General features: G+C 62.4%; 17 protein-coding genes and 7 tRNA genes. 18 read left to right on the top strand and 6 right to left on the bottom strand.

Annotation, left to right across the window (positions count from 1 at the left end):
* Positions 1–7: 7 nt before the first annotated feature.
* A tRNA-Asn gene (locus tag ACF8FB_RS20140) sits at positions 8–83 on the bottom strand.
* 62 nt (positions 84–145) lie between these two features.
* On the bottom strand, positions 146–1,342 hold the full coding sequence (locus tag ACF8FB_RS20135) for an amino acid aminotransferase (RefSeq protein WP_010952990.1): 1,197 nt from the start codon (positions 1,340–1,342) through the stop codon (positions 146–148).
* A 284-nt stretch (positions 1,343–1,626) separates the two neighbouring features.
* On the opposite strand from ACF8FB_RS20135, the gene uvrB reads away from it, so the two are divergent.
* Positions 1,627–3,642, top strand: coding sequence for an excinuclease ABC subunit UvrB (gene uvrB / locus ACF8FB_RS20130; RefSeq protein ID WP_010952992.1), 2,016 nt, complete (start codon positions 1,627–1,629; stop codon positions 3,640–3,642).
* A 127-nt stretch (positions 3,643–3,769) separates the two neighbouring features.
* Here uvrB and ACF8FB_RS20125 read toward each other — a convergent pair whose 3' ends face one another.
* The gene (locus tag ACF8FB_RS20125; protein ID WP_392511878.1) at positions 3,770–5,260 is read right to left on the bottom strand and encodes an MDR family MFS transporter; all 1,491 of its coding nucleotides are present in this window, start codon (positions 5,258–5,260) and stop codon (positions 3,770–3,772) included.
* A 49-nt stretch (positions 5,261–5,309) separates the two neighbouring features.
* On the bottom strand, positions 5,310–6,365 hold the full coding sequence (locus ACF8FB_RS20120) for an HlyD family secretion protein (protein ID WP_049586797.1): 1,056 nt from the start codon (positions 6,363–6,365) through the stop codon (positions 5,310–5,312).
* Positions 6,366–6,508: 143 nt separating this feature from the next.
* On the opposite strand from ACF8FB_RS20120, the gene gltX reads away from it, so the two are divergent.
* The 12 genes from gltX to ACF8FB_RS20060 all read left to right on the top strand — a co-directional run bounded on the left by gltX (position 6,509) and on the right by ACF8FB_RS20060 (position 12,949).
* Positions 6,509–7,990: a glutamate--tRNA ligase gene (gltX, locus tag ACF8FB_RS20115; RefSeq protein ID WP_010952995.1), complete on the top strand. Its 1,482-nt coding sequence runs from the start codon at positions 6,509–6,511 to the stop codon at positions 7,988–7,990.
* Between the two features lie 280 nt (positions 7,991–8,270).
* Positions 8,271–8,346 (top strand) — tRNA-Ala (locus tag ACF8FB_RS20110).
* Between the two features lie 72 nt (positions 8,347–8,418).
* Positions 8,419–8,494: transfer RNA gene (locus tag ACF8FB_RS20105), tRNA-Glu, on the top strand.
* 51 nt (positions 8,495–8,545) lie between these two features.
* Positions 8,546–8,621 (top strand) — tRNA-Ala (locus tag ACF8FB_RS20100).
* Between the two features lie 42 nt (positions 8,622–8,663).
* A tRNA-Glu gene (locus ACF8FB_RS20095) sits at positions 8,664–8,739 on the top strand.
* A 61-nt stretch (positions 8,740–8,800) separates the two neighbouring features.
* A tRNA-Ala gene (locus tag ACF8FB_RS20090) sits at positions 8,801–8,876 on the top strand.
* A gap of 42 nt (positions 8,877–8,918) precedes the next feature.
* Positions 8,919–8,994 (top strand) — tRNA-Glu (locus ACF8FB_RS20085).
* Between the two features lie 170 nt (positions 8,995–9,164).
* Positions 9,165–9,704, top strand: a complete 540-nt coding sequence (locus ACF8FB_RS20080) for a TetR/AcrR family transcriptional regulator (RefSeq protein ID WP_010952996.1) — start codon at positions 9,165–9,167, stop codon at positions 9,702–9,704.
* Positions 9,705–9,719: 15 nt separating this feature from the next.
* Entirely contained in the window at positions 9,720–10,601 is an 882-nt protein-coding gene (locus ACF8FB_RS20075) for an alpha/beta fold hydrolase (protein WP_392511744.1), read from the top strand.
* A gap of 104 nt (positions 10,602–10,705) precedes the next feature.
* Entirely contained in the window at positions 10,706–11,140 is a 435-nt protein-coding gene (locus tag ACF8FB_RS20070; RefSeq protein ID WP_003247186.1) for a thioesterase family protein, read from the top strand.
* A gap of 52 nt (positions 11,141–11,192) precedes the next feature.
* Positions 11,193–12,164 carry a tRNA dihydrouridine(16) synthase DusC gene (locus tag ACF8FB_RS20065; RefSeq protein ID WP_010952998.1) on the top strand — a complete coding sequence of 324 codons (972 nt, stop codon included), beginning with the start codon at positions 11,193–11,195 and terminating at the stop codon, positions 12,162–12,164.
* A gap of 341 nt (positions 12,165–12,505) precedes the next feature.
* Positions 12,506–12,949: an Hsp20 family protein gene (locus ACF8FB_RS20060; protein ID WP_019437397.1), complete on the top strand. Its 444-nt coding sequence runs from the start codon at positions 12,506–12,508 to the stop codon at positions 12,947–12,949.
* A 90-nt stretch (positions 12,950–13,039) separates the two neighbouring features.
* Here the strand turns inward: ACF8FB_RS20060 and ACF8FB_RS20055 are convergent, their stop codons facing one another.
* The gene (locus tag ACF8FB_RS20055; protein ID WP_049586794.1) at positions 13,040–16,336 is read right to left on the bottom strand and encodes a bifunctional diguanylate cyclase/phosphodiesterase; all 3,297 of its coding nucleotides are present in this window, start codon (positions 16,334–16,336) and stop codon (positions 13,040–13,042) included.
* A 61-nt stretch (positions 16,337–16,397) separates the two neighbouring features.
* The gene (locus tag ACF8FB_RS20050; RefSeq protein ID WP_010953001.1) at positions 16,398–17,276 is read right to left on the bottom strand and encodes a LysR family transcriptional regulator; all 879 of its coding nucleotides are present in this window, start codon (positions 17,274–17,276) and stop codon (positions 16,398–16,400) included.
* A 131-nt stretch (positions 17,277–17,407) separates the two neighbouring features.
* Here ACF8FB_RS20050 and leuC point away from each other — a divergent pair, with 131 nt between their 5' ends.
* From leuC to asd, 5 genes are all read left to right on the top strand, one after another.
* Positions 17,408–18,841: a 3-isopropylmalate dehydratase large subunit gene (leuC, locus tag ACF8FB_RS20045; protein WP_010953002.1), complete on the top strand. Its 1,434-nt coding sequence runs from the start codon at positions 17,408–17,410 to the stop codon at positions 18,839–18,841.
* Positions 18,838–19,482, top strand: coding sequence for a 3-isopropylmalate dehydratase small subunit (gene leuD / locus ACF8FB_RS20040; RefSeq protein ID WP_020192544.1), 645 nt, complete (start codon positions 18,838–18,840; stop codon positions 19,480–19,482). The genes leuC and leuD overlap by 4 nt, the downstream gene beginning before the upstream one ends.
* A 118-nt stretch (positions 19,483–19,600) precedes the next feature.
* The gene (locus ACF8FB_RS20035; RefSeq protein WP_010953004.1) at positions 19,601–20,365 is read left to right on the top strand and encodes a class I SAM-dependent methyltransferase; all 765 of its coding nucleotides are present in this window, start codon (positions 19,601–19,603) and stop codon (positions 20,363–20,365) included.
* A 54-nt stretch (positions 20,366–20,419) separates the two neighbouring features.
* Positions 20,420–21,502, top strand: coding sequence for a 3-isopropylmalate dehydrogenase (gene leuB, locus ACF8FB_RS20030; RefSeq protein ID WP_003247194.1), 1,083 nt, complete (start codon positions 20,420–20,422; stop codon positions 21,500–21,502).
* A gap of 63 nt (positions 21,503–21,565) precedes the next feature.
* Positions 21,566–22,678 carry an aspartate-semialdehyde dehydrogenase gene (gene asd / locus ACF8FB_RS20025; RefSeq protein ID WP_003247195.1) on the top strand — a complete coding sequence of 371 codons (1,113 nt, stop codon included), beginning with the start codon at positions 21,566–21,568 and terminating at the stop codon, positions 22,676–22,678.
* The last annotated feature ends 568 nt before the right edge of the window (positions 22,679–23,246 follow it).

Raw genomic sequence — 23,246 nt, 5'->3', positions numbered from 1 at the left:
CAATGTCTGGCTCCGCGACCTGGACTCGAACCAGGGACCCAATGATTAACAGTCATTTGCTCTACCGACTGAGCTATCGCGGAATCTGCGCGTATCTTACTGATTGCCCGGGAGAAGTCAACCCACCCCCAGGCAAAACAATGAGTTACAGCACTTCCACGATCGCTTTGGTCACCACGTGGATGTTGCTCTGGTTCAGCGCGGCCACCGCGATACGGCCGGTGTCCAGGGCATAGATGCCGAAGTCGTTCTTCAGGCGGGTGACCTGTTCAACGGTCAGGCCCGAGTAGGAGAACATGCCGACCTGGCGGCCAACGAAGCTGAAGTCGCGGTTTGCACCGTATTCGGCCAGCAGCGATACCATCTGCTTGCGCATGCCGTGGATGCGCTCGCGCATTTCGGCCAGTTCGGTTTCCCACATCTGGCGCAGTTCTGCGCTGTTCAGCACGGTGGCAACAATGGTTGCGCCGTGGGTTGGCGGGTTGGAGTAGGTGGTGCGGATCACGCGCTTGACCTGCGACAGCACGCGGGTGCTCTCGTCCTTGGAGGCGGTGACGATCGACAGTGCGCCGACGCGCTCGCCGTACAGCGAGAACGATTTGGAGAACGAGCTGGAAACGAAGAACTCCAGGCCCGACTCGGCGAACAGGCGCACGGCGAAGGCGTCTTCGGCGATACCGTCACCAAAGCCCTGGTAGGCCATGTCGAGGAACGGCACGTGGCCCTTGGCCTTGACCACTTCCAGGACGTTCTTCCAGTCGTCCAGGTTCAGGTCGACACCGGTCGGGTTGTGGCAGCAGGCGTGCAGCACCACGATCGAACCGGATGGCAGGGCGTTGAGGTCTTCGAGCATGCCAGCGCGGTTGACGTCGTTGGTCGGCGCATCGTAGTAGCGGTAGGTCTGCACCGGGAAGCCGGCCGATTCGAACAGCGCACGGTGGTTTTCCCAGCTAGGGTCGCTGATGGCAACCACGGCATTGGGCGAGAGGCGCTTGAGGAAGTCGGCACCGATCTTCAGCGCGCCGGTACCACCGACGGCCTGCACGGTGACCACGCGGCCGGCGGCCAGCAGTGGCGACTCGGCGCCGAACAGCAGCTTCTGCACAGCCTGGTCGTAGGTGGCGATGCCGTCGATCGGCAGGTAGCCGCGCGAAGCGTGCTGGGCGGCACGCTGGGTTTCGGCTTCGATCACGGCGCGCAGCAGCGGAATGCGGCCTTCCTCATTGCAATACACGCCTACGCCCAGGTTGACCTTGTCGGTACGTGGGTCGGCGTTGAATGCTTCGTTGAGGCCCAGAATAGGGTCGCGGGGTGCCAGCTCGACAGCGGAAAACAGGCTCATTGTTACCTTGGCTCTGATTGGAGTGTGATAGGGCGTACACGCTCCAGCCGAATGCACTGAAGCGGTGCACAAACGGGGAGTCAGTATAGTGATACCGACCGGTCACCGCGACACTCTGGCGCAGCTTTTGGGGCTATTTGCGCAAATATTTTTCGACCATTGGTCTAAATGCCGTGTCCACCGTTGCAGGCGCCCACACCTGTGTCTTGAAAGCGCCCCCAAACGGGCGCATTTGGGTATAGACTACTGGCTAAATTTACAGCTGCTGCACCGCGAGGTCCTTCATGTCCGAGTTCCAGCTCGTCACACGTTTCCAGCCGGCTGGCGACCAGCCCGAGGCTATCCGCCAGTTGGTCGAAGGCATCGAGGCGGGGCTGTCGCACCAGACGTTGCTCGGGGTGACCGGTTCGGGCAAGACCTTCAGCATTGCCAACGTCATCCAGCAGGTGCAGCGCCCGACGCTGGTGCTGGCGCCCAACAAGACGCTGGCCGCCCAGTTGTACGGGGAGTTCAAGGCATTCTTCCCCAACAACGCGGTGGAGTACTTCGTTTCCTATTACGACTACTACCAGCCGGAAGCCTACGTGCCGTCGTCGGACACCTTCATCGAGAAGGACGCCTCGATCAACGACCACATCGAGCAGATGCGCCTGTCGGCCACCAAGGCGCTGCTGGAGCGGCGTGACGCGATCATCGTGACCACTGTGTCGTGCATCTACGGCCTGGGCAGCCCCGAGACCTACCTGAAAATGGTCCTGCACGTGGACCGTGGCGACAAGCTCGACCAGCGCGCGCTGCTGCGCCGCCTGGCCGACCTGCAGTACACCCGCAACGAAATGGACTTTGCCCGCGCCACCTTCCGGGTACGCGGCGACGTGATCGACATCTTCCCGGCCGAATCGGATCTGGAAGCCATCCGCATCGAGCTGTTCGATGATGAAGTGGAGAACATCGCCGCCTTCGATCCGTTGACCGGCGAGGTTTTCCGCAAGCTGCCACGTTTCACGTTCTACCCCAAGAGCCACTACGTGACCCCGCGGGAAACCCTGCTGGAAGCGGTGGAGGGCATCAAGGAAGAACTGAAGGAGCGTCTGGAGTACCTGCACAAGGCCAACAAGCTGGTCGAAGCGCAGCGTCTGGAGCAACGCACCCGCTTCGATCTGGAGATGATCCTCGAGCTGGGCTACTGCAACGGCATCGAAAACTACTCGCGTTACCTGTCCGGGCGCCCGGCCGGGGCGCCGCCGCCCACCCTGTACGATTACCTGCCGCCCGATGCGCTGCTGGTGATCGACGAATCACACGTCAGCGTTCCGCAGGTCGGCGCCATGTACAAGGGCGACCGTTCACGCAAGGAGACCCTGGTCGAGTACGGCTTCCGCATGCCTTCCGCGCTGGACAACCGGCCGATGCGTTTCGACGAGTGGGAGGATGTCAGCCCGCAGACCATTTTCGTTTCGGCCACTCCGGGGCCTTACGAGGCTGAGCATGCCGGGCGCGTGGTGGAGCAGGTGGTGCGCCCGACCGGGCTGGTCGACCCGCAGGTAGAGGTGCGCCCGGCGCTGACCCAGGTCGACGACCTGCTGTCCGAGATCCGCAAGCGTGTCGCGGCAGGCGAGCGAGTGCTGGCGACCACGTTGACCAAACGCATGGCCGAGGACCTCAGCGATTACCTGGCCGACCACGACGTGCGGGTGCGCTACCTGCACTCGGACATCGATACGGTGGAACGGGTGGAGATTATCCGCGACCTGCGCCTGGGCACCTTCGACGTGCTGGTGGGCATCAACCTGCTGCGCGAGGGCCTGGACATGCCCGAGGTGTCGCTGGTGGCCATCCTCGATGCGGACAAGGAAGGTTTTCTGCGTTCCGAGCGCTCCCTGATCCAGACCATTGGCCGCGCGGCACGTAACCTCAATGGCCGGGCCATTCTGTACGCCGATAACGTAACAGGCTCCATGCAGCGAGCCATCGACGAAACCGAGCGCCGCCGCGAGAAGCAGATCGCCTTCAACGAAGCCAACGGCATCGTGCCCAAGGGCGTGGTCAAGGACATCACCGACATCATGGAAGGTGCCACCGTGCCCGGTGCGCGCAGCAAGAAGCGCAAGGGCATGGCCAAGGCGGCGGAGGAGAGCGCCCGTTACGAGGCCGAACTGCGTACGCCGGGCGAGATCACCAAGCGCATCAAGCAGTTGGAAGAGAAAATGATGCAGTTCGCCCGCGACCTGGAGTTCGAAGCTGCGGCGCAGTTGCGTGACGAGATTGCGCAGCTGCGGGAGCGGTTGATCAGCAGCTGAAGCCGGGCGCGGGCCCTGTGGGAGCGGGCGTGCCCGCGAAGAATTCAACGCGGTGGCTGGCACCGGCTGCGCCGGTGTTCGCGGGCATGCCCGCTCCCACAGGGACCGCATCTGATCTGTAATAGCCTCAATGGGCTTCCCCAGCCTTCAACCCTTCCGGCAACTTGCGGGTCAGCAGCACCGCCACCATGCTCACCGCCAACCCGATCCCGACAAAGTGGAAGGCATCGTTGTAAGCCATGATCAGCGCCTGCTGGTGGGTAATTTCGCTAAGTTTGCCCAGCGCTGCATTGTCATTGCCCAAGCGCTCCGCCAATTGCGCCAGCCGCTCAGCCACCTGTGGGTTGCTCGGCACCACCGATTCGCGCAGGTAGTCGAAGTACACCTTGGTGCGCGCATCCAGCAGGGTGGCCAGCAAGGCAATACCGATGGCCCCGCCCAGGTTACGCAGAATATTGAACAGGCTCGACGCGGACCCGGCATCCTGTTGTTGGATATACGCGGTGGCAATCAGCGAGATGGTCACCATGATCATCGGCTGGCCCAGGGCGCGGATGATCTGGATATGGTTGAACTGCGGCCCGGCAAAGTCCGGGTTGAGCACCCCCGAACCGAAACTGGCAGCGCCGAACAGGCAAAACCCCAGCGCGCATAGTACCTTGGGCGATATCACCTTCATCAGTTGCGGCACCAGCGGGATCAGGAACAACTGCGGAATACCCATCCACATGATCACCTCGCCAATCTGCAAGGCGTTGTAACCCTGTACCTGCGCCAGGTACAGCGGTAGCAGATAGATCGAGCCGTACAGGCCCACACCCATGCCCAGGCTGGCGATGCTCGACAGGCCAAAGTTGCGGTTGCCGAGGATACGCAGGTTGATCAGCGGGTGAGGCTTGGAAAACTGCAGGATGACGAAGGTGATCAGGCTGACCAGTGCAACGCTGCCCAGGCCGACGATCAGGTGCGACTCCAGCCAGTCCTTGCGATGGCCTTCCTCGAGAAACACCTGCAGGCAGCCCAACCCAAGGCCGAGCGTGACGATGCCGGCATAATCGGTACTTTTCAGCAGCTCCCAGTGCGCCTCCTTCTTCTCAAGCCCGTATAACAAGCCGGCGATCATTAGCAGGCCCGGTGGGATATTGATGTAGAAGATGTATTCCCAGCCCCAGTTCTCGGTCAGCCAGCCGCCCAGGGTGGGGCCGATGGAGGGGGCAAAAGTGGCGGTCATGGCGAACATCGCCATGCCTTTGGCGCGGTGGTGCTCGGGCAGCTTGATCAGCGTCAGGGTGAAGGCCAGCGGGATCAGCGCGCCACCGGTGAAACCCTGCAAGGCACGGAACAGGATCATGCTCTCCAGGTTCCAGGCCATCGAGCACATCAGCGACGACAGCAGGAAACCGCCGGATACCCACACCGCCAGGCGCCGCGCCGACAACAGCTGCACCAGCCAGGCCGTCAGCGGGATCATGATGATTTCCGCCACCAGGTACGAGGTGGAAATCCATGAGCCTTCTTCCAGGGTCGCCGACAGAGCGCCCTGGATGTCCTTCAGCGAGGAGTTGGTGATCTGGATATCCAGCACTGCCATGAAGGCACCGAGCATCACGCTCATCACCGCGATCCAGTCGCGTCGGGTTGGCTCCGCTGTGGGGCGCAGCAGCTGGTCACCGGCCATTGTGGCCTTCGTCTTCGCTGCGCAGGTCGACGGTGGCGGTCACCGACATGCCGGGGCGAATACGCCCATGCAATGGGTTGTCGGCGTGGAACGTGAGTTTTATCGGGATGCGCTGCACAACTTTGGTGAAGTTGCCGGTGGCGTTGTCCGGTGGCAGCAGGCTGAACTGCGCACCGGACGCGGCGAACAGGCTGTCCACCCGGCCTTCGATCGGTGTGTCGGGGTAGCTGTCGAACAACAGTTCCGCGCGCTGGCCGGGGTGCATGCGGCCGATCTGGGTTTCCTTGAAGTTGGCCTGCACCCAGATGTCTTCATCCGGCACGATCGACAGCAGGTAGGCGCCGGCCTGCACCACCTGGCCATTGCGCGCATTGCGCTGGCCGATGGTGCCGCTGATCGGGGCATGGATTTCGCAGCGGGTCAGGTTCAGTTCGGCCTGGGCCAGGTCGGTGCGGGCATTGGCGATTTGCGCATCGAGGCGCTTGAGTTCGGCGTTCAGGGCGGTGACCTGCTGGCGCTGGCTTTGCAGGTCGGCGCGGGCCTTGTCGACCTGGGAGCCGGCGACATGGCTGTCCGCCGACAGGGTAGTGACCCGCTCTTCAGAGACAAAACCCGGCTTGCGCAGCTTCTCGGCACGGCTCAGGTCCAGCCGTGAACGGTCGAACGTGGCCTGGGTCGCCGCCAACTGGGCCTGGCCGGCGGCAATCAGGCTGCCTTGTTGGGTGAGGCGGCTTTGCGCTTGTGCGTACTCGGCTTCGCGGGTGGCCAGGGCGGCACGGGCGCGTTCGACCGCCAGCTCAAAGTCGGCGGCTTCCAGGCGCACCAGCAGGTCGCCCTTGCTGACGTGCTGGTTGTCCTCGACCGGCACCGTTTCGATACGTGCGCCAAGCTGGCTGGAGATACGGGTGATCTCACCCTGCACGTAAGCGTTGTCGGTGCTCTCGTAGAAGCGGCCCTTGAAGTACCAGTGGCCCAGGAAGGCGAGGGCGATGATGGCCACCAGGGCGAAGAAGAGCGTCAGGCGGCGTTTGAGTTGGGCAGGCATGGGGACTATCGTTCCAGAAATGTAAACAAATTTAACAGCGGCGCAGGGCCCGTCGACAAGTGACGTTCGCGCCATTGCTGGAGCCCGGTGCCCGCCTCCTGCTAACATCCCGCCTTTGTTTCATCTTTCGTTCGAGACTCTCCATGACCACCGTACGCACGCGTATTGCGCCATCGCCTACCGGCGACCCCCATGTCGGCACTGCCTACATCGCCCTGTTCAACTACTGCTTTGCCAAGCAGCACGGCGGTGAGTTCATCCTGCGCATCGAAGACACCGATCAGCTGCGCTCCACGCGTGAGTCGGAGCAACAGATCTTCGACGCCCTGCGCTGGCTTGGCATCGAATGGAACGAAGGCCCGGATGTCGGCGGCCCGCACGGCCCTTACCGGCAGAGCGAGCGTGGCGAAATCTACGCCAAATACGCCAAGGAACTGGTAGACGCCGGCCACGCTTTCTACTGCTTCTGCACTGCCGAAGAGCTGGAGCAGATGCGTGCCGAGCAGCAGGCTCGCGGCGAAACCCCGCGTTACGATGGCCGTGCGTTGCTGATGAGCGCCGAAGAAGTGCAGCGCCGCCTGGACGCTGGCGAGCCGCACGTGATCCGCATGAAGGTGCCGAGCGAAGGGATCTGCGTGGTGCCGGACATGCTGCGCGGCGATGTCGAGATCCCGTGGGACCGCATGGACATGCAGGTGCTGATGAAGAACGACGGCCTGCCGACGTACTTCCTGGCCAACGTGGTCGACGACCACCTGATGGGCATCACCCACGTGCTGCGTGGGGAAGAGTGGCTGCCATCGGCGCCCAAGCTGATCAAACTGTACGAGTACTTCGGCTGGGAGCAGCCCAAGCTGTGCTACATGCCGTTGCTGCGCAACCCGGACAAATCGAAACTGTCCAAGCGCAAGAACCCGACCTCGGTCACCTTCTACGAGCGCATGGGCTTCATGCCTGAAGCGATGCTCAACTACCTTGGCCGCATGGGCTGGTCGATGCCTGACGAGCGCGAGAAGTTCTCGCTGGCCGAAATGGTCGAGCACTTCGACCTGTCACGTATCTCGCTGGGCGGCCCGATCTTCGACATCGAGAAGCTGTCCTGGCTCAACGGCCAGTGGCTGCGCGAGCTGCCGGTAGAGGAGTTTGCCGCACGCCTGCAGAAGTGGGCGTTCAACAGCGACTACATGATGAAGATTGCCCCGCACGTGCAAGGCAGGGTCGAAACCTTCAGCCAGGTTGCCCCGTTGGGCGGGTTCTTCTTCGAAGGCGCGCTCAAGCTGGACGCCAAGCTGTTCGAAAGCAAGAAACTGTCGGCCGACCAGGTGCGCCAGGTGATCCAGCTGATCCTGTGGAAGCTTGAAAGCCTGCGTCAGTGGGAAAAAGAGCGCATCACCGGTTGCATCCAGGCTGTGGTCGAAGCGCTGGAACTGAAGCTGCGTGACGCCATGCCGCTGATGTTCGCCGCCATCACGGGCCAGGCCAGCTCGGTTTCGGTGCTGGACGCCATGGAAATCCTCGGCCCCGACCTGACGCGCTACCGCCTGCGCCAGGCCCTGGACCTGCTGGGTGGGGTGTCGAAGAAAGAAAACAAAGAGTGGGAAAAGCTGTTGGCTTCCATCGCCTGATTCAGCTTTGCACCTAACCAGTGGGAGCGGGCGTGCCCGCGAATGCAATGGTAAATTCAATACCGCATTCGCCGGCACGCCCGCTTCCACAGGCCAACTAAGCCCCAAAAAACCGGGGTAGGGCGGTAAGTGATTGTTATCTGTGAAAAAATTTTTGAATATTTTTGAAAATTAGTTTGACAGCCCTGCAATCCGAACTTAATATGCGCCCCGTCCACAGCGATGAACGAAAACGAAACGCCAGGCACCCAGCCAGCGATTCAGTTCAAAGCGACATTGTGGGGCTATAGCTCAGCTGGGAGAGCGCCTGCATGGCATGCAGGAGGTCAGCGGTTCGATCCCGCTTAGCTCCACCAAATTCCGCTTAGCAGCTAAGGCTGATAAGCAAGACCGGGTCCAGCAACCGGGTCTTGAAGGTAAGAAGGTTCGTCCCCTTCGTCTAGTGGCCTAGGACACCGCCCTTTCACGGCGGTAACAGGGGTTCGAGTCCCCTAGGGGACGCCAGTTTTACACAAGCGATGTTTTAATGTCGCTGGGCCGCGAGGCTAGAAATCCGGGGCTATAGCTCAGCTGGGAGAGCGCCTGCATGGCATGCAGGAGGTCAGCGGTTCGATCCCGCTTAGCTCCACCAATTTTGCCGCGGTTCGCGTTAGCGGATCGGCACGAAGGTTACGTCCCCTTCGTCTAGTGGCCTAGGACACCGCCCTTTCACGGCGGTAACAGGGGTTCGAGTCCCCTAGGGGACGCCACTTTTCCTGCGTTTTGCAGGGCTTAAAAAGGCTCGTCGATTATTGATGAGCCTTTTGTTTCGGGGCTATAGCTCAGCTGGGAGAGCGCCTGCATGGCATGCAGGAGGTCAGCGGTTCGATCCCGCTTAGCTCCACCATTTCTGCCAGGGTTCACGCAAGTGGATCTTCGCGAAGGTTACGTCCCCTTCGTCTAGTGGCCTAGGACACCGCCCTTTCACGGCGGTAACAGGGGTTCGAGTCCCCTAGGGGACGCCACGTTTACCCGCGTTTTGCGGGACTTTAAAGGCTCATTCGCTTATTGAATGGGCCTTTTGTTTTTTCCCTTCTCAATAATTTTCCCCCGACAAACGGCCGCAGATTTTGCTTGCCAAAAAATATGATGAGAATAATATTTCGATCATCATATTTTGCTTGGTGCGTGCCAGATGAGCGACAAGAAGAGCAGAACCCGCGAACGCATTCTGGAGGCTGCGCGCACTGCGTTGATCCAGCACGGCCCGGCCGAGCCCAGCGTCAGTCAGGTGATGGGTGCGGCAGGCCTGACCGTCGGCGGCTTCTATGCGCACTTCGACAGCAAGGACGAGCTTATGCTCGAAGCGTTCCGCCAGTTGTTGGGTGAGCGCCGTGCCTTGCTCGCCCAGATCGACCCCAATCTCGATGGCGCCGGGCGGCGAGCGCTGGCCGGGGCCTTCTACCTCTCGCGCAAGCACCGGGACTGCGAAGTACATGCTTGCCCGCTGCCTAACGCGTTGGGCGAAATGCAGCGCCTGCCGGAGGTCTTCCGCGAGGTGCTGGCCGAGCACATCGAGTTGATGACTGCCGCGATGGTCGACCGCCCTGAGGATGCCGACAAAGCGCTGGCCGACCTGGCCCTGATGGTTGGGGGGCTGGCGCTGGCCCGGGCCTTGGGGACCAGTGACCTGTCTGACCGTATTCTGCGCGCCGCCAAATCGGCGGTGCTTTAACCCTGGAGCATGGCGATGACTACCCTGAGCTGGATTCGCGGTGTCAATGGCACCTTGGGCCGCCTGGCCCCCGAGCATGTCGCGGGCAAGATGCGCCGAGCCTTCATGACCCCGCGCAACCTGCCGCCGCGGGATTGGGAGCTGCCTGTGCTGGCCAGCGCCGAGCGCATTACGCTGCGCTTCGGCCTGTCTGCCTTGCGCTGGGGTCAAGGGCCGACCGTGCTGCTGATGCACGGTTGGGAAGGGCGCCCGACGCAGTTTGCCGCCTTGATCGAGACCTTGGTTCAGGCGGGGCATACGGTGGTGTCGCTGGAAGGGCCTGGGCATGGTCGTTCGCCTGGCGAGCAAGCGAATGTGGTGCTGTTTGCCCGGGCGCTGCTTGAGGCTGCGGCTGAGTTGCCGCCCTTGCGTGCAGTCATTGGCCATTCCATGGGTGGGGCGAGCGTGCTGCTGGCTTTGCAGATGGGGCTGCGCACAAAGGCGGCTGTCAGCATTGCAGCGCCGGCGCGGTTGCTCGGTGTGTTGCGTGGTTTTGCCCATCGCCTGGGGCTGCCAGCACGGGCACGGGCAGCGTTCATTCGCCAGATCGAGCGCGATGTGGGCATGCAGATTGCGCGGCTGGATGTCACGGGGTACCAGCTGGAGCTGCCGGGGCTGGTGGTGCATGCTGCCGATGATGCTCTCGTGCCCGCAGATGAGGCACATGTCATCCACAAGTCCTGGTTCGACAGCCGGCTGATGCTGCTGGAAGAGGGTGGTCACCAGCGAGTGCTGGCCGACCCGCGGCTAAGTGAAGCCGTGCTCGAATTGCTGGCTCGGGCTGAAGCGATTAGTGTCGGGGCGGCTTCAGTCGCGAACATCGGTATCGCCGCCGGTGCCATCCGCCGCGGTGTCTGATTCGCGGGCAAGCCCGCCCCTATAACGACTGCCTCAGGCTCACGGGGGCTGGACATTGCCCCGCAGATCGCTGCTAAATCGCCTTTTGCGCCAAGGAAGCGAAAATGAGCTGGGACCTGGCAACACCCTTCGTCATCGACCTGCGCGTCGGCAGCGAGGACATCGACGGCCTTGGCCATGCCAACAATGCCGTCTACGTCACCTGGCTTGAGCGCTGCGCCTGGCGCCACTCCCAGCGTCTGGGGCTGGACCTGGCCGAGTACCGGCGCCTTGACCGGGCGATGGCTGTGGTGCGCCACGAAATCGACTACCTGGCCGCCGCGTATGAAGACGACGAGCTGCAACTGGCCACCTGGATCATTGACTGGGACCAGCGCCTGCGCATGACGCGGCGGTTTCAGCTCAAGCGCCCGCGCGATGGTGTGACGCTGCTGCGTGCGCAAACCACCTTCGCCTGCATCGAGCTGTCCAGCGGCAAGCCCAGGCGCATGCCGGCGGAATTCGTCGAAGGTTACGGTCCGGCGCTGATCGGCGCCTGAGTGGCCGGCATTTTTTTGTTAAACTGCCGGCTTTTTCCGCTGAGACCCCGACATGCAAATTGCCCTGGCCCCCATGGAGGGGCTGGTCGACAACATCCTGCGCGACGTATTGACTCGTGTGGGCGGTATCGACTGGTGCGTCACCGAGTTCATTCGCGTGTGCGACCGCCTGTTGCCGGCGTCCTCGTTCGACAAGCTGGCGCCTGAACTGCGTCAGGGCGCGCGCACGGCTGCCGGTGTGCCCATGCGCGTGCAATTGCTGGGTTCTGACCCAGTATGCCTGGCGGAAAACGCTGCACTGGCTTGCGAGCTTGGGGCGCCGGTGATCGACCTGAACTTCGGTTGCCCGGCAAAGACGGTGAACAAGTCGCGCGGTGGCGCGGTACTGCTCAAAGAGCCGGAGTTGCTGCACGCCATTGTGCGTGAAGTGCGGCGGGCGGTGCCGGCGAATATCCCGGTGACCTCGAAGATGCGCCTGGGCTTCGACAGCCCCGACGGGGCACTGGAGTGCGCCACGGCTTTGGCCGAAGGCGGTTCGGCACACCTGGTGGTGCACGCTCGGACCAAGGTTGAGGGCTACAAGCCGCCAGCGCACTGGGAGTGGGTGGCGCGGGTACAGGATGTGGTCAAGGTGCCGGTGTTCGCCAATGGTGAGATCTGGACGGTCGATGACTGGCGGCGTTGCCGCGAGGTCAGTGGCGCTGAAGACATCATGCTCGGGCGTGGGCTGGTATCGCGCCCGGACCTGGGCCTGCAGATTGCAGCGGCGCGGGACGGGCGCGACTATCAACCGATGAGCTGGCATGACTTGTTGCCTCTGTTGCGCGAGTTCTGGCGCCAGGCCCAGGCCAAATTGTCGCCGCGTTATGCGCCGGGGCGGATGAAGCAGTGGCTGGCGATGCTGACTCGCAGTTACCCTGAAGCGGTGGTGTTGTTTGCCGAGTTGCGCCGGGAAGATGACTGCGCGCGGATCAGCCGGTTGCTGGGGGTAGAGGCGCAAGTCTTGGAGGCTTGCGTCGCCTGAGCAGGCCGCTGGTACTGCACCTGTAGGAGCGGGTTTACCCGCGAAAGGGCCGGCCCTGCTGGCCAATCCCCACCCGCCGTTCACTGTTGCCGCCGCTACCGTATTCGCGGGTAAACCCGCTCCTACGCCTGATCGAGGATGGACACAGGTCGGTGGTTGGGCACAGGCCGCCGTGTAGGAACGGGTTCACCCGCGAAGAGGCCATCAAACCCCGTGCAAAAAAATCAAATTTTTTCTATTTATCCCTTGAAAGCATTTCCCTCGGCCATATCTTTTGAGTACGCGATGCCGAAGCCGGGTCGCGTAATGACTTACTTGCTGAATCTCAGGAGTTTATGACCATGACTACTGCTTTCTCTCTTGCTCCACTGTTCCGTCATTCCGTTGGTTTCGACCGTTTCAACGACCTGTTCGAATCCGCGGCACGTAACGAGGCCGGTAGCAGCTACCCGCCCTATAACGTGGAAAAGCATGGCGATGACCACTACCGCATCGTGGTTGCTGCAGCCGGTTTCCAGGAAGAGGACCTCGACCTGCAGGTCGAAAAAGGTGTCCTGACCGTGACCGGTGGCAAGCGCGACAATAGCGCCGCTGAAGTGACCTACCTGCACCAGGGTATCGCACAACGCGCCTTCAAGCTGTCGTTCCGCCTGGCAGATCACATCGAAGTGAAGGCCGCCGGCCTGGCCAATGGCCTGCTCAGCATCGACCTGCTGCGCATCGTGCCTGAAGAAGCCAAGGCCAAGCGCATTCCGATCAATGGCGAAAAACCAGCGCTGAACTGATCGAGCTGCAACGAAAAAAAGGGCACCTCCAGAGGTGCCCTTTTTCGTGCTTCTCACGCAGTCCCGCGTAGGTGTGCGGCCGTCATGCGATCAGTAATCTGCCGGCGCCTCCAGCAACATCTGCCGAAACTCCGGTAACGGTAATGGCCGGCTGTGCAGATAACCCTGGTACAGATGGCACCCCAGCCGCTCGAGAAACGCCAGCTGTTCGGTCAGTTCTACCCCTTCGGCAATCACCGCCAGGTCCAGGCTGCGCGCCATGGCGACAATGGCGCGGACAATTTCTGCGTCGTTGGGGTCGACCGGAGCATCGCGTACGAAGCTCTGGTCGATCTTCAGCGCATCGACCGGCAGGCGCTTCAGGTAAGTCAGCGAGGAATAGCCGGTGCCGAAGTCATCCATGGCAAAACTCACCCCGTAGCGCTTCAGCTCGCACATCTTGCTGATGGTGTCTTCCAGGTTCTGTATGACGATGCCTTCTGTGATTTCCAGCGTCAGCATCTGCCGCGGCAGGCGGTAATCGTCCAGGCTGCGCAGCACCCGCCCGACAAAGTCGTTCTGGCGGAACTGTCGCGGGCTTATGTTCACGCACAGGTTGAAATCATCAGCGTCGATCAGCCCGTCGGTCAGCATGCGGGCGCAGGCGTCGCAGGCTTCGTCGAGAATCCAGCTGCCAACTTCAAGGATCAGGCCACTTTCTTCCAGTACCTGGATGAACTGCGAGGGCGGTTGCTGACCCAGTTGCGGGTGGTGCCAGCGCAACAGTACTTCGGCACCGACGATGCGGTTGTCGCGGGCATCCACCTGCGGCTGGAAGTGCAGTGCCAGCTCGCCACGGGCCAGGGCCAGGCGCAGGTCGTTTTCCATGCGCAGGCGCTCGCTGGCGGCCTTCTGCATGGTGGTGTGAAACAGCTGGGTGGTGTTGCGACCGGAGTCCTTGGCCCGGTACAGGGCGATATCGGCACGTTTGAGCAGGTCGGCCGGTGTGGTGCCGTGGTCGGGGATCAGCGCCACGCCGATGCTGGGCGTTACCTGCAGGCGCTGGCCATCCAGTGACATTGGCTCGGCCAGCAGTTCGCGCAGGGTGTCGGCCAGCTCGCGCACTTTCTCTTCAACGTGTTCGCGGCTCCCTTCCAGGCCGCTAAGCAGCACCACGAATTCGTCGCCCCCCAGACGCGCCACGGTGTCCTCCAGGCGCACGCTGGCCTCAAGGCGGGCGGTGATGATCTTCAGCACGGTGTCGCCCACCGGGTGGCCCAGCGAGTCGTTGATGTGCTTGAAGTGGTCGAGGTCGAGGAACAGCAGGGCGCCACGCAGGTTATGGCGCTTGAGCAGGGCGATCTGCTGGCTCAGGCGGTCCATCAGCAAGGCGCGGTTGGGCAGGTTGGTCAGCGGGTCGTGATAGGCCAGGTGGCGTATCTGCGCCTGGGCGTTCTTCAGCTGGCTGACGTCGCGGGCGGTCAGCAGCAGGCAATCCACTTCGTTAAGGGTGATCGGTTCCACCGAAACCTCGACCGTGAGGATATCGCCACGCTTGTTGCGCCCGAGCATCTCGCGGTGGTGTACCCGGCCGCGCTCGCGCAACTCGGCCAGCAGCGCGCTGCGCTGCTTGTCGTCGGCCCAGATGCCGATCTCATACACCGTGTGGCCGATCACTTCATCAGTGCTGTAGCCGGTCAGGCGGCAGAAGCCGTCGTTGACCTCCAGGTAGCGGCCGCTGTGGCGTTCGGTGATGGTGATGGCGTCGGGGCTGGAGTGGAAGGCCTTGGCGAACTTCTCCTCGCTGGACTTCAGCGCGGCTTCGGCGCGTTGTTGCTGGGTGATGTCGCGCAGGGTGGTCACGCTGCAGGGCTGGTCGTCGACGGTGATCAGGCGGCTGGAAATCACACAGGTCAGCGGGTCGCCATTGCGGTGGTTGAGTACCACGGCGACGTTACTCAAGGCCTGTTCGCGGATCACCTGCTCGATACGTTTCGCGCGCTCGACGGACTCGGCCCACAGGCCGATTTCCTCGGCGGTACGCCCAAGCACCTGCGCGCTGCTCCAGCCGAAGGTCTGGGTGAACGCCGGATTGATCTCGATGAACTGGCCAGTGTCCTGGCGGGTGACGCAGATCGGGTCGGGGCTGACCTGGAACAGGCTGGCAAACTTCTCTTCCGAGGCGCTCAGGCGTTGTTCGCGCTCCACCTGATCGGTGATGTCGAGCAAGGTGCCCGCCATGCGCAGGGGGATGCCCTGGTCGTCGCGGTACAGCCGCGCGCGGCTTTCGATGTAGCGTGAAGTGCCGTTTTCCAGCTGCACCCGGTAGGTGATCTGATAGTTGCCGGCGGGCCCTTCGCGTAGGCTACGGTAGGCTTGTCGCATCGAGTTGCGCTCGTGCTCCGGCACGCCCTCGAAGAACGCATCGAACGATTCATGAAAGGGGATGGGCGGCAAGCCATGCAGCTGCGCGGCGCGGGCCGAGCCGTAGAGCATGCCGCTTGGGATGTGCCAGTCCCAGGTGCCAAGTTGCGCCGAGTCCAGGGCCAGGTCCAGGCGCTCCTGGCTGTCCTTCAGGGCCTGCTCGGCACGCTTGCGTTCGGTGGTGTCGACGAATGTACTGATCAGGAAGGTCACGCCTTCCAGCTCGATGCCCTGGGTGCACAGGATGCCGTCATGCACCTTGCCGCTGGTTGCGCGGAATTGCACCTCCATGATCAGCGGGCCGCCGTTGGCACGGGTCGACTCCACTATCTGGTGGCGCTGTTCAGGGTTGACCCACAGGCCCAGTTCCAGGCTGGTCTTGCCGATCACCTGGCTGCCGGGCCAGCCGAACATGTCTTCGAAGTGCTGGTTGACCTCGAAGATCATGCCATCGCGGCGGCGGGTCAGCAAAATGGCGTTGGGGCTCAGGTGAAACAGCGTGGCGAAGCGCTTTTCCGAATTGATCAGCGCCGTTTCCCGCTCGCGCTGGCGGGTGATCTCGCGGATCACGCCGATCATCTGCGGTCGGCCGTGCGGGTCGTGGGTCAGGCTGCCGTTGATCTCCAGCCAGTGCAGGCTGCCGTCCGGCCAGCGGATACGGTGGCGCATGGCTTGCTCCACCGGCTCGCCATTGACCACCGCCTGGAACACCTGGCGCGTGCGGGCGCGATCCTCCTCGGGCAGCAGGTCGAGGTAATCGATATCGGCGGGCAGTGGCCGCTGTGGATCGAAACCGAACAGGGCCTGGGTGCCCCGCGACCAACTAACCCTGCCGCTTTCGATATCCCATAGCCAGGCACCCAGGTGCGCACCGTTGAGCGCTGCCAGCAGTTGCGGGGCGTTCTGCCAGGCCTGCTCGGACTCCTGGGGATCAGCTGCGGGTATTCGCGGCAGGCGCAAAAAGCGGTTTGCTGATTTGGGCATTGGTACCAGACCTGTGGCGTATGACGTGTCCTTGGAATACGAATAGCTGGCTGACAGCCGGTCAGGTGGGCCCTGAGTGGCTGTCGAGCAGGGCCATGAATGCCCTGGCCGCATTCGATAGCGTACGCTCCGTGTGCAGAATGTAGCCTAGCTGGCGCGACAGCTGTATGCCGGGTAAAGCGATGGGTGCAACCTGTTCGTCGAGCATGGTGCGTGGCAGCACGCTCCAGGCCAGGCCGATCGACACCATCATCTTGATGGTTTCCAGGTAGTTGGTGCTCATGGCGATGTTCGGCGTCAAGCCCTGGCTTTCGAACAGGCGCTGGACAATATGGTGGGTAAAGGTGTTGCCGCCGGGAAATACCGCCGGGTGGCGGGCGATGTCAGCCAGGCTGACCGACTGGTTGTTGGCCAGCGGGTGCTCGGGGGCGGCGACGAAGTCCAGGGCGTCGTCCCACACCGGCACGGCCTTGACCAAATGGTGCGGCTCGGGCGCCAGGGTGATAACGGCGATTTCGGCGCGGCCATGCAGAATCTCGTCGTAGGCCTGTTCCGAATCCATGAACTGAATATCCAGTGCTACTGCCGGGTACTGGCGGGTGAAAACCCGTAACAACGGGGGCAGGCGGTGCAGGCCGATGTGGTGGCTGGTGGCCAGGGTCAGGCGACCGCTCACGGCCCCGGTCAGATTGGTCAGCGCCCGTCGGGTATCATCCAGGACGTTGAGGATCTGGTACGCACGCGGCAGCAGTGCGCGCCCGGCTTCAGTCAGGGTCACCTCGCGGCCCAGGCGGTCGAACAGGCGCACGTCCAGTTGCTGCTCCAGGCCGGCGATGCGTTTGCTGATGGCCGGCTGGGTCAGGAACAGGCGTTCGGCTGCGCCGGAAAAGCTGCCGGTTTCGGCAATGGCGATGAAGGCACTGAGGTTGGCCAGGTCCATGGTGTCGTATTCCTTTGGGTTATCCAAAGCATAAAAATTATGAATTTGAGTTATTCAATCTAACCCCCTAGCATCGTCCGTACAAGCCAAGGGGTCTTTGGCATAGAAAGACGCTGATGAGGAACAGTCTGATGGCTGGCAAAACGCTCTACGACAAACTCTGGGAAGCCCATGAGGTCAAGCGCCGTGATGACGGCTCGTCCCTGATCTACATCGACCGCCACATCATCCACGAAGTGACGTCGCCCCAGGCCTTCGAAGGCCTGCGCCTGGCCAACCGCAAGCCATGGCGTATCGACGCCAACATCGCCACGCCCGACCACAACGTGCCGACCACGCCAGAGCGCAAGGGCGGTATCGAGGCGATCGTCGACCAGGTGTCGCGCCTGCAGGTGCAGACCCTCGACGAGAACTGTGACGAATACGGCATCGTCGAATTCAAGATGAATGACGAGCGCCAGGGCATCGTCCACGTCATCAGCCCGGAGCAGGGCGCCACCTTGCCGGGCATGACCGTGGTCTGCGGTGACTCGCACACCTCCACTCACGGCGCCTTCGGTGCCTTGGCCCATGGCATCGGCACTTCCGAGGTCGAGCACGTGCTCGCCACCCAGTGCCTGGTCGCCAAGAAGATGAAGAACATGCTGGTGCGCGTGGAAGGCCAATTGCCTGCCGGCGTCACCGCCAAGGATATCGTGCTGGCCGTGATCGGCAAGATCGGCACCGCCGGTGGCAACGGTCACGCCATGGAATTCGCAGGCAGTGCCATTCGCGAATTGTCGATGGAAGGCCGCATGACCATCTGCAACATGTCCATCGAAGCCGGCGCCCGCGTGGGCCTGGTGGCAACCGATGCCACTACCGTTGCCTACGTCGAAGGGCGCCCGTACGCGCCGAAGGGCGAGCAGTGGAAGCAAGCGGTCGAGTCGTGGAAAGACCTGGTGTCGGATGACGATGCCGTATTCGACACCGTGGTCGAGCTGGATGCCAGCCAGATCAAGCCACAGGTCAGCTGGGGCACTTCGCCCGAGATGGTCCTGGCCGTCGACCAGCGCGTACCGGATCCGGCTGCCGAAACCGACCTGGTCAAGCGTGGTTCGATCGAGCGTGCCTTGAAGTACATGGGTCTGACCGCCAACCAGGCGATCACCGACATCAAGCTGGACCGTGTGTTCATCGGCTCGTGCACCAACTCGCGAATCGAGGACCTGCGCGCTGCGGCGGAAATCGCCAAGGGCCGCAAGGTGGCCGCCAGCGTCAAGCAAGCCATCGTCGTGCCAGGTTCCGGTCTGGTCAAGGCCCAGGCCGAGCGTGAGGGCCTGGACAAGATCTTCCTCGAAGCCGGTTTCGAATGGCGTGAACCAGGCTGCTCGATGTGTCTGGCGATGAACCCGGACCGCCTTGAAAGCGGCGAGCACTGTGCGTCCACCTCCAACCGCAACTTCGAAGGCCGTCAGGGCGCCGGTGGCCGTACCCACCTGGTCAGTCCGGCCATGGCCGCCGCTGCTGCTGTAGCGGGCCACTTCATCGATGTCCGCGAGTTGATCCAAGGGAGCGCAGCATGAAAGCCTTTACCCAGCACACTGGCCTCGTCGCACCGTTGGACCGTGCCAACGTCGACACCGACCAGATCATCCCCAAGCAGTTCTTGAAGTCGATCAAGCGCACCGGCTTTGGCCCGAACCTGTTCGACGAGTGGCGTTACCTGGATGTGGGTCAGCCCTACCAGGACAACAGCAAGCGCCCGCTCAACGAAGAGTTCGTGCTCAACCACGCGCGCTACCAAGGTGCCAGCGTGTTGCTGGCGCGGGAAAACTTTGGTTGCGGCTCCAGCCGTGAGCATGCCCCCTGGGCGCTGGACGAGTACGGCTTCCGCAGCATCATTGCGCCGAGCTTTGCCGACATTTTCTTCAACAACAGCTTCAAGAACGGCTTGCTGCCGATCATTCTCAGCGATGAGGAAGTCGACGAGCTGTTCAAGCAGGTCGAAGCCAACCCGGGCTACCAGCTGACCATCGACCTGCAGGCGCAGGCGGTGACCCGCCCGGATGGCAAGGTGCTGCACTTCGAGATCGATGCGTTCCGCAAGCACTGCCTGCTCAACGGTCTGGACGATATCGGCCTGACCTTGCAGGACAGCGACGCGATCAAGGCCTTCGAAGCCAAGCACCGCGCCAGCCAGCCTTGGCTGTTCCGTGATGCCTGAAGTTCGTAGGTGACAGTGCGGGCCTCCTCGCTCCTACAGAAAGTTACGCGGTCGCTGTAGGCGCGGGTTTACCCGCGAAGAGGCCGGCACAGGCAACAAAAATCTAAAGGAACGAGACATGACCAGCACCCAGCACATCGATGTGGTCCAACGCCAGTTCGGCGAGCAGGCCAGCGCCTACCTCAGCAGCGCCGTGCACGCCCAAGGCAGTGAATTCGCCCTGCTGCAGGCTGAGCTGGCAGGGCAGGCCCATGCCCGCGTGCTGGACCTGGGCTGCGGTGCCGGTCATGTCAGCTTCCACGTCGCCCCGCTGGTTGCCGAAGTGGTCGCCTACGACCTCTCGCAGTCCATGCTCGACGTGGTCGCCAGCGCCGCCGCCGAGCGTGGCCTGGCCAATATCACGACCGAACGCGGCGCTGCCGAACGCCTGCCGTTCGCCGATGCTTCGTTCGACTTTGTCTTCAGCCGTTATTCGGCCCACCACTGGAGCGACCTGGGCCTGGCTCTGCGCGAGGTGCGCCGGGTGCTCAAGCCAGGTGGTGTGGCGGCGTTCATCGACGTGATGTCGCCGGGCAGCCCGCTGCTCGACACTTACCTGCAAACGGTCGAAGTGCTGCGCGACACCAGCCACGTGCGCGACTACTCCGCCGCCGAGTGGCAACGCCAGGTCAGCGAAGCCGGCCTGCACGTGCGCAGCCACACCCGCCAAACGTTGCGCCTGGAGTGGAGCACCTGGGTTGAGCGCATGCGCACCCCCGAGCCGATGCGCGTGGCCATCCGCCAATTGCAGCAAGCCATGGGCGAAGAAGTACGGCAGTATTACCAGATCGAGGCCGACGGCTCGTTCAGCACCGATGTGCTGGTGTTGTGGGCCGAGCGTTAAGCACTTTTCGGTGGGGCCCGCTTGGCCACGCCGTGTGAATGGATAGAGGAAAGCATGAGCAAGCAGATTCTGATTCTCCCAGGTGACGGTATCGGCCCGGAAATCATGGCCGAGGCAGTCAAGGTACTGGAGCTGGCCAACGACAAGTTCCAGCTCGGCTTCAGCCTGGCGCACGACGTGATTGGCGGTGCCGCCATCGACAAGCACGGTGTGCCGCTGGCCGACGAAACCCTGGAGCGTGCGCGCAAGGCCGATGCAGTGCTGCTGGGGGCTGTGGGCGGGCCGAAGTGGGACAAGATCGAGCGAGACATTCGCCCGGAGCGCGGCCTGCTGAAGATCCGCTCGCAACTGGGCCTGTTCGCCAACCTGCGCCCGGCCATCCTTTACCCGCAACTGGCCGATGCCTCGTCGCTGAAGCCGGAAATCGTGTCGGGCCTGGACATCCTCATTGTCCGTGAGCTGACCGGCGGCATCTACTTCGGTGCCCCGCGTGGCCAGCGCGAGCTGGAAGGTGGCGAACGCCAGGCCTACGACACCCTGCCGTACAGCGAAAGCGAAGTGCGCCGCATTGCCCGTGTCGGCTTCGACATGGCCCGCGTGCGCGGCAAGAAGCTGTGCTCGGTGGACAAGGCCAACGTTCTGGCCTCCAGCCAGCTGTGGCGTGAAGTGGTCGAAGACGTGGCCAAGGACTACCCGGACGTGGAACTGAGCCACATGTACGTCGACAACGCTGCCATGCAGCTGGTGCGTGCCCCCAAACAGTTCGACGTGATGGTGACCGACAACATGTTCGGTGACATTCTGTCGGATGAAGCTTCCATGTTGACCGGTTCCATCGGCATGCTGCCTTCGGCGTCCCTGGATGCCGACAACAAAGGCATGTACGAGCCTTGCCACGGCTCGGCACCGGACATCGCCGGCCTTGGCATCGCCAACCCACTGGCGACCATCCTGTCGGTGTCGATGATGTTGCGTTACAGCTTCAATCAGTCGGCTGCCGCCGAGGCGATCGAGAAGGCCGTGAGCCTGGTTCTGGACCAGGGGCTGCGTACCGGCGACATCTTCTCGGAAGGCTGCCGCAAAGTTGGTACGCAGGAAATGGGCGACGCAGTAGTCGCAGCGCTGCGGAATCTGTAATCTCTCTGGCCCGCCCCCCAAAATTCCCGGTGGCGGCCCACTTTTAGCAAAGGTGTAGTTGCGATGAAACGTGTAGGTCTGATCGGTTGGCGCGGTATGGTCGGTTCCGTGCTCATGCAGCGGATGCTGGAGGAGCAGGATTTCGACCTTATCGAGCCGGTGTTCTTCACTACCTCCAATGTTGGTGGCCAGGGTCCGAACGTGGGCAAGGATACAGCGCCCCTCAAGGACGCTTATTCGATTGAAGAACTCAAGACCCTCGACGTGATCCTGACCTGCCAGGGTGGCGACTACACCAACGAGGTCTTCCCCAAGCTGCGTGAAGCCGGCTGGCAGGGTTACTGGATCGACGCCGCTTCGTCCCTGCGCATGCAGGATGACGCGGTGATCATCCTCGACCCGGTCAACCGCAAGGTCATCGACCAGCAGCTGGATGCCGGTACCAAGAACTACATCGGTGGCAACTGCACCGTCAGTCTGATGCTGATGGGCCTGGGTGGCCTGTTCGAGGCCGGTCTGGTCGAGTGGATGAGCGCCATGACCTACCAGGCGGCTTCGGGTGCCGGCGCGCAGAACATGCGCGAGCTGATCAAGCAGATGGGTGCTACCCACGCGGCAGTGGCCGATGACCTGGCCAACCCGGCCAGCGCCATTCTCGATATCGACCGCAAGGTTGCCGAGACCATGCGCAGCGAAGCGTTCCCGACCGAGAACTTCGGCGTGCCGCTGGCGGGCAGCCTGATCCCATGGATCGACAAGGAACTGCCGAACGGTCAGAGCCGCGAAGAGTGGAAGGCCCAGGCCGAAACCAACAAGATCCTCGGTCGCTTCAAGAGCCCGATCCCGGTCGACGGCATCTGTGTGCGCATTGGCGCCATGCGCTGCCACAGCCAGGCGCTGACCATCAAGCTGAACAAGGACGTGCCGATCGCCGACATCGAAGGCATGATCAGCCAGCACAACCCTTGGGTGAAGCTGGTGCCGAACCAGCGTGAAATCAGCATGCAGGAGCTGACCCCGACCAAGGTTACCGGCACCCTGAACATCCCGGTTGGCCGTCTGCGCAAGCTGAACATGGGGTCGCAGTACCTGGGCGCGTTCACCGTGGGTGACCAGCTGCTGTGGGGCGCCGCCGAACCGCTGCGCCGCATGTTGCGGATTCTGCTGGAGCGTTGATCGTTCAGGCTTCACCTGAAAAATACCGCACTGGTGACAGTGCGGTATTTTTTTATGCCTGAAAGTATGCATTTGGGTCGCGGGCCTAATCGCCGGATAATTCATGCCGCTGTTTAATGGCGAAATGTCTGCTCTGACAGAGCCGTTGCCGTTGCCGTTGCCGTTGCTTTTGCTTTTGCTTCTAAGTGCGCGGTAGTTCAGGCGACGCAGATTGCGACTTCAGGAGGCCGAGCGCAGGGCTTGCGGAGGGAGGTGACGGGCATGGATGCCCGTCAAGCGCTGGGCCCCAGGATGGGGCCTGCAGCGCGGTCCTCCCGGGAGCAAGCCCGGAGCGAGGGGACCCCGGAGCGTAGCGCAGGGGCCGGATGATGGGAGCCGACGGTTTTTGGTTCCTTTTTGCCACGACAAAAAGGGACCCGCCGTAAGGGCGGAAAGGTGACTATGCGCCACCTGCGTGAATGAATACCTACTCGGTGTGAATGCCCACATCCAAGAAGCAAGAAGCAAGAAGCAAGAAGCAAATTCGTCTGTTTTGACTCAGCGAACAGTCCATTCACGATGGCGACAC

It is taken from the genome of Pseudomonas sp. yb_2 (assembly GCF_043103905.1).
In the GTDB taxonomy this organism is placed as follows: Bacteria; Pseudomonadota; Gammaproteobacteria; order Pseudomonadales; family Pseudomonadaceae; genus Aquipseudomonas; species Aquipseudomonas alloputida.
Note: the sequence above shows the minus strand (reverse complement) of the source record. Positions and strands in the feature narration are given on the sequence as shown.